Genomic DNA, 14,846 nt, shown 5'->3' on the forward strand with positions numbered 1-14,846 from the left:
AACATGAGCTTCACAGTGCTGGAACCTGAGGTGATTAATAACCAGTTATTAGCGGATCAAACGCCAGGAGTCAAAATTAAACAGGTTATTACCCTCACCTTTGAATACCAAATACAGGTCGTGTACACCGGTAATCTGGTTTATTTTACAAAGCAGGGCTTTCCAATCCTGAGTATTTTTGGTTGATTTTACTTCCAGTTTTCCCAGCAGCTTGCCGCTTAAACTGTCTGCCCGAAGTTCAATATTTCCTTTTGAGGATAAGGAGGCTACGGTTGCTTCAAACTGAGTTGCGCCTTTGCCAAAATCTACACTGCGGATTTTGATATAATCGCCATTGTCAATATTGGATACATAAATAGCGCCTGTTAAGCTATCTTTGGCAGTTTTTACACCTTCAGACCAGGCTATGGTTTCAGCTTCAACACGGGTAAAAGGATCTAAGTTTGAGGCGCTTTTCAGTACACCTGCTTTTGTGCGGTGAATTCTCGGAATGGATCCATCAGGGTTAAAACTGAAAGGTTCGATACATACCGAACGTTTGAAGCCTCCGCCACCAGGTAAAGCCCCGTCATGATAAAATAAATAAGACTGACCTTTAAAATCAATATAGCCGGGGTGATTGGTGAACGCACCACGATCTTCGATCACTGTCATAATGGTATCTCCATATATCCATGGCCCTGTTGGGCCTCTGCTTGTAGAATAAGCCAAATGTTCTGGAACGCCACCGGCCGGATAAAGCAGGTAATATTTGCTTTTTCGTTTAAAGAACCATGGGCCTTCCTCATATTCTGATGGTCTTTTTTCCGGATCTTTTTTTCTGGCACTAAATCCTTCCTTGTTTAGCGGCACTTTCACAATGCCAACTTTTTCATCATAAGAGACCATATCCTTATTCAGTTTTACATAATATAATTGGGGATTGCCCCAATATAGATAGGCCTGTCCGTCATTATCGATAAAAACAGTTGGATCAATGTAGCCAAAGCCTGAAAGCAATGGCTTGCCTATTGCATCTTTAAAACCTGTTGTCGGAGTGTCTGAAATGGCAACACCAATGGCGTTCCCGCCATTTTTTTGGTTAACGGGTAAGTAGTAGTAGAATTTTCCATCCCTGAATATGCACTGGCCTGCCCATGCGTCACCGCGCGACCAGCTAAAAGCTTTATAGGATAAAATGGCTCCATGATCAGTCCAGTTAACCATATCCTTTGAAGAATAACAACGCCAATCGTTCATGGTGAAAAAGTTTTTCACCGTAACATCTTCATCATGCGAAGTGTATAGATAAACGGTTCCATTATGTACCATTGGTGCCGGGTCGGCTGTATAGTAGGTCTGAACAATCGGGTTTTGGGCAAAACTTGCCAATACTGACAGCAGGCCAGTCAAAAGTGATACTCCAAATATTTTTTTCTGCATTTTTTGATGTTATTTTAATAGGGAAAGCATGGTTTTAGCATAACGCTCGCCAAGCATGCGGTAACCCTGTGCATTGAAATGTAGATTATCTGCCGCATCGGTACAGCCAGCTGATGATATGATGTGTGCATTGGGAATTGTTTTTGGCAAGCTTGCAATAATTTTATTCATCGATGCGCATACCCCTCCCTGATCCGCATTAACTACCTCGCCGGTAAGGAGTGGCGTGGATGCCGGATTTAAATTCAAATCCTTGATCAGATTCTCATAAACTGCCTTCACTTTTTTTGGCCATTCCTGATCGCCAGTGTTGGATTCGCCCTGGTGCATCAGGATACCTTTGATAACCCCTGATTGCTGGGCAACTTTGGCTAACTCCACCAAACGGCCGTATGGATTTCCGCCGTATTCATTTAAGGCTGACTTCATCCATTCTGGTGCAGTGGCGGTATAGGTCTGATAAGTATCTTTATCAAATAACTCAATTTTGCAACCACCAACTGCTACATTAATAATCCCGATGCGCACATCTTTGGGAAGTGAATCCAGTAGGGTTCTTCCGAAATAGTCCATTGGCGTTAAACCAGTTTTGCACCGGCACAAAGGTGGTTTAGCCGTGTACCAGTTTCCTTTTGTTCTGCCTAACTCCGGACAGTCAACTGCCTGCAGAACGCTGAATCTGTTATTTACTGTTGTATCCTGAGGTTCGAAAGGCGCATTTCCTTCCATGTTAGATTGACCGAAGCTCAGGAAAACATATAATTTAGGGTTCTGAGCGTATGATTTTTCGCTATTGCACCACAAACATGCAAGCAACAAGGCAATTCCTAAGCATCTGCTGTAAGCTTTAGGTTTGATCAATTTCAGAGCAACGTTATTCAGGTTGGTGCCTATCGTTTTTATCGAATATTTTAGTCCTTTTGTGATGATTTGTTTCATATTAATTTCCATCGTTTAACCTGAAGCTAAAATATTAAACACTACAGATTGTGAATAGCATTTTTCATCATAAAAAATGCTCAAATGGGCAAAATTAAAGGCCAGCCTGATAGCTGCGATAAATTAATTCAGCCAGTTTAAATAAAAGATTATAAGCTAAAGCATTAAAAAAAGCGGGCACTATACTTGTTTTTTAAGTTTATAATCAACATTTCTGCTATCATATTATTCAAAGTTTCCATACTAAATTCTTCTTTTAACATAGTTTTATCCTTTGCCTATCCTATAGTTTTCGAATCTGTTTTATCCGAAAAATTGCGGCAAAATTTTAACCAAATAAATGAACATTAAAGGTGAGATGGTGCATTTCAAAAGATTGAGAATTGCTGTTCATCCTTAATAAGTTTGTGATCAGGAAAACAACACATAATTAGAATATTAAAATAATTAAAGCAAATGGAAGCAGTGTCAATAAAAGTTGCCATCGTAACTGGTGGTGCATCCAGACTGGGGCTGGCAATTTCGAGGTTACTTTATGTAAACCATCGCGCATCCTAAATGGAATAATTTTTTATAACAGTATTTAACCAAAAATGAATAATAATGAATCTAAAAATTAAAAGTCAATCTATTTTGGCCGTTGCACTAATTGCTGCTTTAGGTAGTTCGTGCCAGGAACGAAGTAAGCACTCAGAAAAAAATGAAGCTGCAAAAACTAAAGAAAAACATTACCTTTCTGAGCCATTGGTGAAGGAAATTTATACTGCAGATCCTTCTGCACATGTTTTCAATGGTAAAATTTACATCTACCCATCGCACGATATAGAATCGGGCGTAAAGGAAAATGACAACGGGGATCATTTTAATATGAAAGATTATCGGGTACTCAGTATGGATAGTATTGGTGGCAAGGTTACTATTCATGACCCTGCACTATCTGTGAGTGATATTCCATGGGCGGGCAGGCAATTATGGGCACCAGATGCGGCCTATAAAAATGGTACTTACTATCTCTATTTTCCTTTGAAGGATAAAAATGATGTCTTCAGGATAGGGGTAGCAACTTCCAAGGATCCGGCTGGGCCATTCAAAGCAGCTAAAGAACCAATTGAAGGTAGTTTTAGTATTGATCCTGCGGTTTTTACCGATACTGACGGCAGCAGTTACATGTATTTTGGTGGAATCTGGGGCGGACAGCTTCAACGCTGGAAAGACGGAAAATATGATCCGAATGGTTCTAAAACTGATTCTGAAAAGGAAAACGAACCTGCTTTGAGTGCAAAAGTTGTAAAACTAAGCAAGGATATGACTGCTTTTGACGGTAAAGTAAAAGATGTTGTAATCTTAGATCAGCAAGGCAAACCTTTTCTTACCAAGGATCATGACCGTAGATTCTTTGAAGGTGCCTGGATGCACAAATATAACGGAAAGTATTATTTTACTTATTCAACAGGCGACACTCATTTTCTGGCATCGGCAATATCGGATAATCCATGGGGTCCCTTTAAATATCAGGGCACTTTCATGACTCCTGTTGAAGGCTGGACTACTCATCATTCCATTGTTGAAGTCAAAGGTAAGTGGTATATCTTTTATCATGATACACAACTCTCAGGAAAAACACATTTAAGAAACGTGAAAGTTACTGAACTTAATCACCTTAAAGATGGCACAATTGAGTTGATAAAACCCAATAAGGATTAAGTTAGCAAGTATGAATTAAGTTAAACCTTTCTAAAAAAGAAAGCGCTGTTATTGCAAAACCAGGTTTTCTGAATTTTTATCTTCAGAGGCTGTATTATAACTTGTAATTCATTTTGAATTTGTCACGTTGAGCTCAGCCTGTACTGAGCTTGACGAATGTATCGAAACGCCTTGGAAGAAATTTAAAATAGGTCCTTCGACAGGCTCAGGATGACAATTATGCATTCATGAGATAGCCTCTAAAGAATTATCAAAATGTTCTCGTATTATCGAAGGAACTTCAACGCGCTATCATAGAAAGGTTCCAATAGAAAAATCGTCATTGCGAGGAACGAAGCAATCTTAATGCGCACGCTGGTAGCGATCGTTGTAAGATTGCTTCGTCGGCTGAAAAAGCCTTCTCGCAATTGACGATTTATCGGAGCGTAGAGTTCGTTAAAATTCTCCTGTTTCTTATATTAATTTTTTGAAATAGGCACTTGATAAATACTAATATAATTAGTAAATTAGGTTTATGGAAAAGCGATTTAAAAGTCTATCAATATTTGAATTTCAGGCTAAGTTTCCTGATGACTTGAGTTGTATTAAGTATTTGTCTGATTTGAAATGGGAAGATGGATATAGCTGTAGGAAGTGCGCCCACACTCATTATTGTAAAGGAAACCGAGCTTATGACCGGCAATGCACACATTGTAGATATATCGAATCAGCTACAGCGGGTACATTATTTCACGATTGTAAGTTCTCTATTTTAAAAGCATTCTACATCATTTTCTATGTTTCGACTAATAAGAATGGTATTAGCAGTACTGAATTGAGCAGAAAGCTTGAGCTAAGACAAAAAACCTGCTGGTTATTTAAGCAAAAAGCAATGAAAGCAATGGAAAGTAGTGGGGAATTTCCGATGGAGGGCAAGGTAGATGTTGATGAAACTTATATAGGTGGCCAAGATGATGGGATTATCGGGCGTAAAGGTGGTAACAAAAAAATAGTGGTTCTTGGCATAGAAAAACAAGGAAAAGGCGTCTCCAGGATGTATGCGAAGGTTATTGATTCTGCCAGCAAAGAGAACCTTAAAGCGTTTATGCAACATCACATCAAAAAAGAGGCCTTGGTACGTACCGATAAATGGGCAGGATATAAGGGGATGGAAAAGGAATTTCCAAATATAATCCAAGAAAAATCAGAAAAGAAAGGTAAGAATTTTATTCAACTGCACCGTTGCATCATGATGTTCAAAGCTTGGTTAAGGGGCGCTCATCATTCGGTTAGGCATCTACAATCCTATATCAATGAATACACATATAGGTTTAACAGACACAAGATGAAAGAGGGCATTTTTGAAAACCTTATGAATAGAATGATCAAAAAACCACCGCACACATATAAAATGATTATCAATTAAACGCCTATTTCAATAAATTTTATTCCATAAATTACCTCTCAGGATGTCAATTAGAAAGGCCCTGCTCTCCATCCGATAGCTAGTGAATGGAGAGCAGGGCCTTTCTAATTATACGACTTAGTGTCGCCTGTTATTTTGAGTGATAGATTTTATCGTTACCGCTATAATCCAGCCACTTAAAGCTTGCGGTATTATTGCTCTGCTGACCGGAAGACGTTGCGTACAAGGCGAACAGCGATCCGATAAACCCGCCGGCAGCCTGTGTGCTTAAATATTTACCATCAACATCGTTTTTTAACGTAAGCCAGCTTTCGTTCCCTTGTTTATATTTAAAATCATATAAACCTCCCTTAGCTTCAATTTCAAGCTGTATAGCTGCGGATGGATTTGAAAGTGGTAATTCAGTAATTAATATCATATTTCCGGCCTTTTTATCGCCTTTAAAAAGCTGAATGACCGTTTTGTTTTCTTTAATGGATTTGCACATGAAGTAAAAATTAAATTCTCCCTGGAAAATCATTAATCCTGCTTTCTCATTTTCGGATTTTGGAGTGAATTGAAGCGCTGTGCTGGCTTTACAGAACATGTGCTGCTGACGTTTTCCAAGAAATGCCGGATTGGTTTTCTCCATAACGGTTTCAGGCTTAAGTTTCATCGTGAACCCATTTTTCTTGCTTAAGCTATACCATGAGCTGTCGTTTTTCCTTAAAAAAAGTAAAGATTGGTCTAACTTTTTATCAAAGGTAGTCCTGTAAGAGAAATTTCCGTTTTGTGGTGGCGTACCTGCTTGTTTGATTTCTTTATAATCCGCTGAATACTGATATTGAACTTCCTTAAAATCAGGATTAATTACAGGCCATCCATTTGTCCATTTAACCGGTGCAATAAAGGTTTCTCTTCCGGTATTGTAAAAATTTCCCTCGTATGGACGCACAGCAAGAAAAATAGCGTAAGTTTTTCCATCGGGTCCTTCCACCAGTTCTGCGTGGCCTGTAGAGGTTATCGGATTCGGACGGTTTGGATCTAAATCCCGCTGGGTTAGGATCGGATTGTTTTCGTAAGGAACATATGGGCCAGTAGCTGATTTGCTTCTAAGGATAACCTGGGAATGATTTACACTTGTTCCACCCTCAGCAGCACATATATAATACCAATCTTCGCGTTTAAAAATGTGTGGTCCCTCAATCCATACCGGTTTTTTAGAAATATCCACTCCGCCGTTTACAAGTAAATGTTCTTCTCCGCTAACTTTGAGTGTTACAGGGTCGAATTCATACGTCCGGATGGTACGGTGGCCACTGTAAAGTGGTTTATTGTCCGGGGCATCACTATTGTAAACGATATAGGCTTTATCCTGATCAAAAAATAAAGAAGGATCGATCCCTTTTACATCGCGAAGCCATACCGGATCGCTCCATGGGCCTGCAGGATTTTTAGCAGTCATCACAAAATTTCCGCCCTTATCTATATTGGTACAAGTCATATAAAAGGTTCCTTTATGGTAATTAATGGAAGGCGCGAACAAACCACGCGAGGTTCCATCGCCCAGAAAAGTCATCTGCGTATTTCGTTCAATTACATTTCCAATCTGTTTCCAGTTTTTTAAATCCTTGCTGTGGAAAACAGGGATGCCGGGGAAATAGGAAAAAGTAGAGTTAACCAGGTAATAGTCAGTACCTACTTTAGTGATACTTGGATCTGGATAAAAACCAGCAAGAATTGGATTTGTAAATTTTATTTGTGCAAATGCTTGTGAGGTGAAGCATAGCAAGAATAAATAAAGGAGTTTTTTCATAATTGTATATTTGGCTATTGAAGAAAATATGGTCAAGATTTTTATTGATTTTTTTACTTTTAATCTCAACCTAAAAATTGCTGCATGTATTTAATGATGTAACTTTTCGGTTTTTAAAGTTTCGCTGATCCCTAATTCTAGTCCCCTTAGTTCGGCAAGTCCTTTCAGTCTTCCTATGGCAGAATAGCCGGGGTAGGGGCTTTTATCCAGATCATCAAGCATTTGGTGGCCATGATCAGGTCGCATATGGATAGATCTATCCTCTGCGCTCATGAGTTTTACGATTGCAGTGACCAAAGCACTCATGTCTGCATTTCCTTCCAGGTGATTGGCCTCATAAAAATTGCCATTGTCTTCTCGTTGAACGCTTCGCAGGTGTAGAAAATGTATTTTGTTTCCCAGCCGTTCAATCATTCCCTTTAAGTCATTATCTGGCCGGGCACCAAAAGAACCGCTGCAAAAACAAATTCCATTGGACGGTGCAGGCACAGCTTTTAATATTTTATGCGCATGCTCTTCCGTACTCATAATTCTTGGTAAACCTAAAATCGGGTAGGGAGGATCATCCGGATGAATGGCTAACTGTAGCCCGCTTTGATCAGCCGTAGGGGTGATTTCCTGCAAAAAACTGATTAAATTATTGCTCAGTATTTCTGCAGAAATGTTTTTATATCCATCCAGTAAAGTAAGCACCTGATCTTTAGTGAAATGATCTTTGCTTCCCGGAAGGCCCTGCAGGCAATTACTCATTAAAGTGCGCTGCTCTTGTGGATTAAGTTTAATAAAGAAGCTTTTGGCATCTTCCAATTCCTGGGGTGTATAGTCATTGGCAGCTCCGGGTCGGTTTAACAAATAAAGGTCAAAAGCAATGAATGCCGTTTTCTCAAATCTTAAAGCAAGTGCGCCGGTGTGGGTTTTAAAGTTTAAATCGGTCCGCATCCAGTCTAACACCGGCATGAAATTGTAGGTGATTACTTTGATTCCGCAGTTTGCCAGATTTTTCAGGCTGACTTTATAATTTTCAATCCATAACTGATATTCGCCCTGCCTTTTTTTGATGTCCTCATGTACCGGCAGACTTTCGACCACCTCCCAGGTTAGTCCACTGGACTCAATAATCGCCTTGCGGGCCAATATTTCTTCCTCCGGCCAGATTTCGCCAACGGCGATGTGATGTAAAGCAGTTACCACTCCTGTACAGCCTGCTTGCAGAATATCGGCTAGCGTAACAATATCATCGGGGCCATACCAGCGCATTGTCTGAGTCATTTTCATAGCAGTGCGGTGTTGTTTTGAAGTATCTTTTGATTGCAAATCATCATATTTCTAATTTGCTTTTTTAAGTTGATCTGTAATATTTTCCATTTCTTTTTTAATGGTCTGTTTCATATTTGGTCCTTTAGCTCTTGGTCTTATAAAGAAAAGATATTTCGCCTGCAGTTTATGCCATGCAATCGATTGCCAAAAACGTTGCATAGCTTTTAATTTTTTCTTAGCTTAGTGAAGTTTTAGGTCAATTATTTTTCGAAATGCGCTCTGGTTCGGTCTCTTTCTAAATTATCTATAGCCTAAGTTCATTAAAGATTTTTAAATAAATGATGATTTGTTCCGCCCAATGGTATTTTTGAACATTTTTTCCATCAATATAATCAATGGTTCCATCATCATGCGGTGCATGCACTTAAGTTTGTAGTAATAATTAATTTCTGGCGGCTAATCAATTAATCCTGCCAACCAACTCTAACCAATTAAAATGAAAAGATTAATCTCCATCTTAGCAACACTGATTTTTATTCAAACTGCAGTTTTCGCGCAAATGCAGATTCCTGTGGCTCCTGAAGGTTTTGACCTTAGTCAGGCTGAAACTCCCCATGGAAAAATAGATACGATACAATATGCGTCAAAAACGGTCGGAACAACCAGAAAAGCCACTATTTATTTCCCGCCAGGTTATCTTAAAACTAAAAAATATCCGGTTTTATATCTTCTCCATGGCATTGGTGGGGATGAAAAGGAATGGCTGAATGGTGGGAAACCTCAGGTCATCTTCGATAACCTCTATGCTTCGGGTAAGCTTGAACCCATGTTGGTTGTGATGCCAAACGGCAGGGCGATGAAAGATGACCGTGCCACGGGAAATATTATGGCTCCGGAAAAAGTTGCTGCCTTTGCAAATTTTGAAAAGGACTTGCTTCTGGATCTGATTCCATACGTGGAAAAAAATTATAATGTTTTTAAAGACAGTGAGCATCGTGCCCTTGCCGGCTTGTCTATGGGTGGGGGACAGTCCTTGAATTTTGGATTAGGTAATTTAGATACATTTGCCTGGGTTGGTGGCTTTTCTTCTGCTCCAAACACCAAGATGCCTGCAGAATTATTACCAGATCCGGCAAAGGCTAAAGCTATGCTTAAATTGCTTTGGATTTCTTGTGGTGATAATGATCGATTGCTTAACTTCTCTCAACGTACCCACGAGTATCTGGTAGATAAAAATGTGCCACATATTTATTATATCGAACCAGGCGTGCACGATTTTAAAGTATGGAAGAATGATCTGTACCTGTTTAGTCAGTTGCTATTTAAACCTGTTGATCAGGCTTCCTTCCAAAATTATAGTCTCAATCCTTAACGCCTGATGTTCTTCTCCATGAAAAACTTTGTGCTACTGCTGCTCTTCATCCATGTTGTTTTCTCAGGTGCTGCCCGGCAAAAACCAAAACCAAAATTAAAATTATGGTATAATAGCCCGTCTGGACAAATTTGGGAGAACGCATTACCGGTTGGTAACGGGCGGCTTGGCGCAATGGTTTACGGAAATGTTGTTAATGAAATTATTCAGTTAAATGAGCATACCCTATGGAGCGGTAGCCCCAACAGGAATGATAATCCTTTAGCCTTAGATTCACTGGCCCGCATTAGGACGCTTATTTTTCAGGGTAAACAAAAGCAGGCAGAAGTGCTCTCAAACAAAGTTATTATCAGCAAAAAGTCTCAGGGGCAGATTTTTCAACCCGTTGCAGATTTACACCTGGATTTTGCCGGCCATGAGGGCTATACAGACTTTTACCGCGAGCTGGATATCAGCAATGCGGTAACAACCACCAGTTATAAGGTAAAAGATGTAGTTTATACCAGGCGTGTTCTGGCTTCGTTAGCCGATGGTGTAATTGCGATAGAGCTTCGCTCGAGTAAACCAGGTGCGCTAAGCTTTACATCTTCATTATCTTCCCTGCAGCCTAATGCGAAAATCAATACGCAGGTGCCAGGGCAAATTGAAATTACCGGAACCTCAACCGCACATGAAGGCGTGCCAGGACTTGTCCGTTTCAATGGCATTGCAGCATTCAAGCACGTTGGTGGTAAAATCTCCAGCACGGAGCGTACAGTTGTTGTTGAAAATGCCAGTGTGGTAACTATTTATTTAGCTATTGCCACAAACTTTATCAATTACAAAGATATTAGCGGGAATGAAAAGTTAAAGGCCAGGGAAATGCTGAACCGTGCATTGCCGAAAAAATTTAAGACAATTTTAAAAGCCCATCAATTACAATATCACAAATATTTTGATCGGGTAGATTTATCCCTGGGCGCTGCGGATTTCGAAAATGTGCCTACTGATGTCAGGCTTAAGAACTTTAATTCCGTTAACGACCCGCAGTTTGCAGCCTTATATTTTCAATATGGACGCTACCTGCTCATTTCTAGCTCTCAGCCTGGTGGTCAGCCTGCTAATCTGCAGGGCATCTGGAATAATAAATTATATCCGGCCTGGGACAGCAAATACACCATCAATATTAACGCGGAAATGAATTACTGGCCAGCAGAGAAAACAAATCTGGCCGAATTGCATGAGCCTTTTTTGAAAATGGTCAAAGAACTGAGCGAAACGGGAAAGCAAACTGCTCATGATATGTATGGTGCGAGGGGATGGATGGCACATCACAACACCGACATCTGGAGAGCTACCGGCGCTGTAGACGGCGCATTTTGGGGTACATGGAATCACGGCGGAGGTTGGGCCAGTCAGCATCTGTGGGAGCATTATCTTTATAGCGGAGATCAGGCATTTCTTAAATTAGCCTATCCAACCTTAAAAGGAGCGGCAATGTTTTATGTTGATTTCCTGGTTAAAGATCCTAAAAGAGGCTATCTGGTCATTAATCCGGATATGTCTCCTGAAAATGCTCCTGCAGCACATCAGGGTTCCTCGCTTGATGCAGGTACCACAATGAGTAATCAAATTGTATATGATGTTTTTAGCACTGTCATCCGTGCGGGAGAAATTCTCGGTGAAGATAAAGCGTTTGCAGATACCTTGAAAAAAATGCGCAGCCAGCTCCCGCCAATGCAGGTTGGGCAATACGGCCAGTTGCAGGAATGGATTGATGATATTGACGATCCAAAAGATAACCACCGGCATGTATCTCATTTATATGGTTTATTCCCATCCGCTCAAATATCGCCATACCAAACGCCAGAATTGTATTTAGCAGCCAAAAAGACGCTGGTCCAGCGTGGCGATGTTTCTACGGGATGGAGCATGGGGTGGAAAGTGAACTGGTGGGCAAGGCTCTTGGATGGAAACCATGCATACAAGCTTATTCAAAACCAGTTAACGCCTGTGGGTGGAAACCGGGCGGGTGGCGGCACTTACAACAATCTTTTTGATGCGCATCCGCCTTTTCAGATTGATGGCAATTTTGGATGCACTTCCGGTATCGCAGAGATGCTTATGCAATCAGATAATGGCGCCATTCAACTTCTGCCTGCACTGCCCGATGTCTGGAAATCAAATGGACATGTTAGTGGTTTACGGGCAAAGGGAGGATTTGAGATTGTGAAACTGGAATGGGTAAATGGCATGATCACTAAACTGGTGATTAAATCAAACCTGGGCGGAAATTTACGGATCAGGGTGCCTAATGAATTAAATTTATCCAAACTTGAAGCCAAAAATGCTAATGGTGAGAATCAAAATCCTTTTTTCTTCATGACAAAAACGCCAAAACCAATAGTTTCCAAACTGGCACCTGGCGGATCTGTTAATTTGCCTGAAACTCAATTATATGATATTAAAACAGATGTAGGAAAAGTCTACACCCTGTATAAAAAATAAAATGATTATAACACAATTTATGATTCGTAAATCAAATCTGAGCGCCGTAACGAGAAAGCATATTTTTTATCTTTTGGGTTTTATGATCAGCTGGACTGCCAATGCAAATGGCCAGGATAGATTATATGCCAATGAATTCCCACTTCAGTCAGTTCGTCTTTTAGATGGGCCTTTTAAACATGCCCAGGATCTGAATTTAAAAACACTGCTTGAATATGATGTCGACAGATTGTTGGCGCCTTACCTGAAGCAAGCTGGTCTGAAACCTAAAAAAAGTTCCTATGAAAACTGGGATGGTTTGGATGGCCATGTAGGAGGTCATTATCTTTCTGCACTTTCAACAACTTATGCCGCAACAGGAGATGGGGAGTGTAAAAAAAGATTGGATTATATGATTAAAGAGCTCAAAGCTTGTCAGCTTGCAAATGCCGTAAATCATCCCGGTTGGGCGATTGGATATGTTGGAGGCGTGCCTAATAGTGCTGAAATCTGGTCAACTTTCAAAACAGGTGATTTTAAAGCATTCGGTAAAGCCTGGGTTCCCTGGTATAACGTTCATAAAATGTTTGCAGGCCTGCGCGATGCCTGGCTGTATTCAGCTAATGAGGATGCTAAAAAAATGTTTATAGGTTTCTGTGACTGGAGTCTTGAGATCACATCTAAATTATCTGACAAGCAAATGCAAAACATGCTAGGTACCGAACAAGGTGGGATGAATGAAGTTCTTGCAGATGCTTACCAGATTACCGGAAATAAAAAGTATTTGAATGCTGCTATGCGTTTTTCTCATCATCAGTTACTTGAGCCAATGTCGCACAGGGAAGATAACCTGAACAATAAACACGCAAATACCCAGGTGCCCAAAGCGATCGGTTTTCAGCGTATAGGCGAATTAAGTCATGCAGATAATTACAGGCAGGCCGGTCTCTTTTTTTGGGAAACCGTTTCTCATAACCGCACACTTGCTTTAGGAGGAAACAGCAGGAGAGAGTTTTTTCCAAGTCCGGCTTCTGCGCCTGATTTTATCAATGATGTAGAAGGGCCGGAAAGCTGTAATACCTACAATATGTTAAAGCTTTCTGAAGGACTTTTCCGTGATCAGCCGTTTGGAAAATATATGGACTTTTATGAAAAAGCATTGTTTAACCACATTTTGTCTGCCCAACATCCCGTTCACGGTGGCTATGTTTATTTTACACCCGCCCGGCCAAGGCATTATCGGGTATATTCTGCCCCAAACAAAGCGATGTGGTGTTGCGTAGGGAGCGGAATGGAGAATTATGGTAAGCTGGGGCAGGTAATTTATACCCACAGCAAAGATTCGCTTTTTCTAAACTTATTTATAGCCTCGCAGCTTGACTGGCAGAAAAAAGGTATCAAACTTGTACAAAAAACTTCTTTTCCTGATGCTGAAAAAACCAGAATCGAGATTGAAAAGGGGAGTGCAGACTTTACCCTTATGGTAAGATATCCTGCATGGGTAAAACCAGGGGAGCTAAAAATACGGGTCAATAATAAAGAAGTAAAAAGCGATGCAGATGCCTCATCTTATGTTGGAATAAAAAGAAGCTGGAAGAAAGGAGATATTGTGGAGATTGAATTGCCTATGCATACCAGCCTGGAGCAATTGCCAAACCTGCCGATTTATAGTGCAATACTCCATGGGCCGATATTGCTTGCTGCGAAAACCGGAACGCAGGATTTGAAAGGACTTGTAGCCGATCAGAGCCGCTGGGGACATATTGCCAGTGGCGAAAAACTGCCTGTTGATCAGGCGCCGATATTGATAGCAAACGGCGCTGAACAGGTGATCTCCAGCGTAGTACCTGAGAAAGACAGACCAATGGAATTCAGCTTTGCAAACCTCAAAATCATTAATCCCGCTAAGTTAGAACTTGAGCCATTTTATAAAATCCACGATTCCCGGTATATGATGTACTGGATGACACTGAGCCAGGGCCAGTACAAGAACTATCTGGATTCCCTGCAGACTTTGGAAAAAGTAAAACTTTTACTTGAAAAAAGAACGGTAGATTTTGTGGCACCAGGAGAACAACAGCCAGAGGTGGATCACCAGTTGCTCCAAAGCGCTTCCCAAACCGGGACTTTTGCCGACCAGTTCTGGCGTTCAGCCAATAATGGTGGATATTTTAGCTATCTGCTTGAAACCACAGGGGAAACCGATCTTAAAATTTCGCTTAAGTATTGGGGCGCCGAATGGGGAAAGAAAGTTTTTGATATTTACATTGACGATAAAAAACTGCTGACCGTAGATAATTCAGAAAAATGGAATACTTCTGAATTCAAGACTGAGGAATATGCAATACCTCGTGAGGTGCTTTCAGGAAAGAAAAATATCAGGCTTCGGATTCAGACTTCGCAGGGAAATACATCGAGTGCAATTTATTATATACGCCTGCTTAAAAATGTCGGTAATAAATAACCACCACTTAAACAGCACATTT

10 protein-coding genes are annotated in these 14,846 nt (G+C 40.6%); 5 read left to right on the top strand and 5 right to left on the bottom strand.

The annotated features are described in order from the left end of the window. Nucleotides 1-48 precede the first annotated feature (48 nt). Nucleotides 49-1,422 carry a glycoside hydrolase family 43 protein gene (locus ACUN24_RS09675; protein ID WP_445562307.1) on the bottom strand — a complete coding sequence of 458 codons (1,374 nt, stop codon included), beginning with the start codon at nt 1,420-1,422 and terminating at the stop codon, nt 49-51. A 9-nt stretch (nt 1,423-1,431) separates the two neighbouring features. After that, nucleotides 1,432-2,361 carry a sialate O-acetylesterase gene (locus ACUN24_RS09680; protein WP_445562308.1) on the bottom strand — a complete coding sequence of 310 codons (930 nt, stop codon included), beginning with the start codon at nt 2,359-2,361 and terminating at the stop codon, nt 1,432-1,434. Between the two features lie 603 nt (nt 2,362-2,964). Here ACUN24_RS09680 and ACUN24_RS09685 point away from each other — a divergent pair. Then, entirely contained in the window at nt 2,965-4,065 is a 1,101-nt protein-coding gene (locus ACUN24_RS09685; protein ID WP_445562309.1) for a glycoside hydrolase family 43 protein, read from the top strand. Between the two features lie 514 nt (nt 4,066-4,579). Then, nucleotides 4,580-5,470, top strand: coding sequence for an IS1595 family transposase (locus tag ACUN24_RS09690; RefSeq protein WP_445562310.1), 891 nt, complete (start codon nt 4,580-4,582; stop codon nt 5,468-5,470). A gap of 130 nt (nt 5,471-5,600) precedes the next feature. Here ACUN24_RS09690 and ACUN24_RS09695 read toward each other — a convergent pair whose 3' ends face one another. From ACUN24_RS09695 to ACUN24_RS09705, 3 genes are all read right to left on the bottom strand, one after another. Then, nucleotides 5,601-7,265, bottom strand: coding sequence for a glycoside hydrolase family 43 protein (locus ACUN24_RS09695; RefSeq protein ID WP_445562311.1), 1,665 nt, complete (start codon nt 7,263-7,265; stop codon nt 5,601-5,603). Between the two features lie 90 nt (nt 7,266-7,355). Continuing rightward, nucleotides 7,356-8,540 carry a mannonate dehydratase gene (uxuA, locus tag ACUN24_RS09700; protein ID WP_445562312.1) on the bottom strand — a complete coding sequence of 395 codons (1,185 nt, stop codon included), beginning with the start codon at nt 8,538-8,540 and terminating at the stop codon, nt 7,356-7,358. Nucleotides 8,541-8,591: 51 nt separating this feature from the next. Continuing rightward, nucleotides 8,592-8,741 carry a hypothetical protein gene (locus ACUN24_RS09705; RefSeq protein WP_445562313.1) on the bottom strand — a complete coding sequence of 50 codons (150 nt, stop codon included), beginning with the start codon at nt 8,739-8,741 and terminating at the stop codon, nt 8,592-8,594. 277 nt (nt 8,742-9,018) lie between these two features. On the opposite strand from ACUN24_RS09705, the gene ACUN24_RS09710 reads away from it, so the two are divergent. Genes ACUN24_RS09710 through ACUN24_RS09720 form a run of 3 tightly spaced genes read left to right on the top strand, consistent with a single transcriptional unit; the run spans nt 9,019 to nt 14,824 of the window. Beyond that, the gene (locus tag ACUN24_RS09710; RefSeq protein WP_445562314.1) at nt 9,019-9,894 is read left to right on the top strand and encodes an alpha/beta hydrolase; all 876 of its coding nucleotides are present in this window, start codon (nt 9,019-9,021) and stop codon (nt 9,892-9,894) included. 18 nt (nt 9,895-9,912) lie between these two features. Beyond that, entirely contained in the window at nt 9,913-12,381 is a 2,469-nt protein-coding gene (locus tag ACUN24_RS09715; protein WP_445562315.1) for a glycoside hydrolase family 95 protein, read from the top strand. 19 nt (nt 12,382-12,400) lie between these two features. After that, nucleotides 12,401-14,824 carry a beta-L-arabinofuranosidase domain-containing protein gene (locus ACUN24_RS09720; RefSeq protein WP_445562316.1) on the top strand — a complete coding sequence of 808 codons (2,424 nt, stop codon included), beginning with the start codon at nt 12,401-12,403 and terminating at the stop codon, nt 14,822-14,824. Nucleotides 14,825-14,846 lie beyond the last annotated feature (22 nt).

Source organism: Pedobacter sp. WC2501 (genome assembly GCF_052682415.1).

Coding starts and splice junctions, on each gene's coding strand:
- ACUN24_RS09695 (WP_445562311.1), bottom strand. CDS start 7,265: ATGAAAAAACTCCTTTATTTATTCTTGCTATGCTTCACCTCACAAGCA.
- ACUN24_RS09710 (WP_445562314.1), top strand. CDS start 9,019: ATGAAAAGATTAATCTCCATCTTAGCAACACTGATTTTTATTCAAACT.
- uxuA (WP_445562312.1), bottom strand. CDS start 8,540: ATGAAAATGACTCAGACAATGCGCTGGTATGGCCCCGATGATATTGTT.
- ACUN24_RS09715 (WP_445562315.1), top strand. CDS start 9,913: ATGAAAAACTTTGTGCTACTGCTGCTCTTCATCCATGTTGTTTTCTCA.
- ACUN24_RS09705 (WP_445562313.1), bottom strand. CDS start 8,741: ATGCAACGTTTTTGGCAATCGATTGCATGGCATAAACTGCAGGCGAAA.
- ACUN24_RS09690 (WP_445562310.1), top strand. CDS start 4,580: ATGGAAAAGCGATTTAAAAGTCTATCAATATTTGAATTTCAGGCTAAG.
- ACUN24_RS09720 (WP_445562316.1), top strand. CDS start 12,401: ATGATTCGTAAATCAAATCTGAGCGCCGTAACGAGAAAGCATATTTTT.
- ACUN24_RS09685 (WP_445562309.1), top strand. CDS start 2,965: ATGAATCTAAAAATTAAAAGTCAATCTATTTTGGCCGTTGCACTAATT.
- ACUN24_RS09675 (WP_445562307.1), bottom strand. CDS start 1,422: ATGCAGAAAAAAATATTTGGAGTATCACTTTTGACTGGCCTGCTGTCA.
- ACUN24_RS09680 (WP_445562308.1), bottom strand. CDS start 2,361: ATGAAACAAATCATCACAAAAGGACTAAAATATTCGATAAAAACGATA.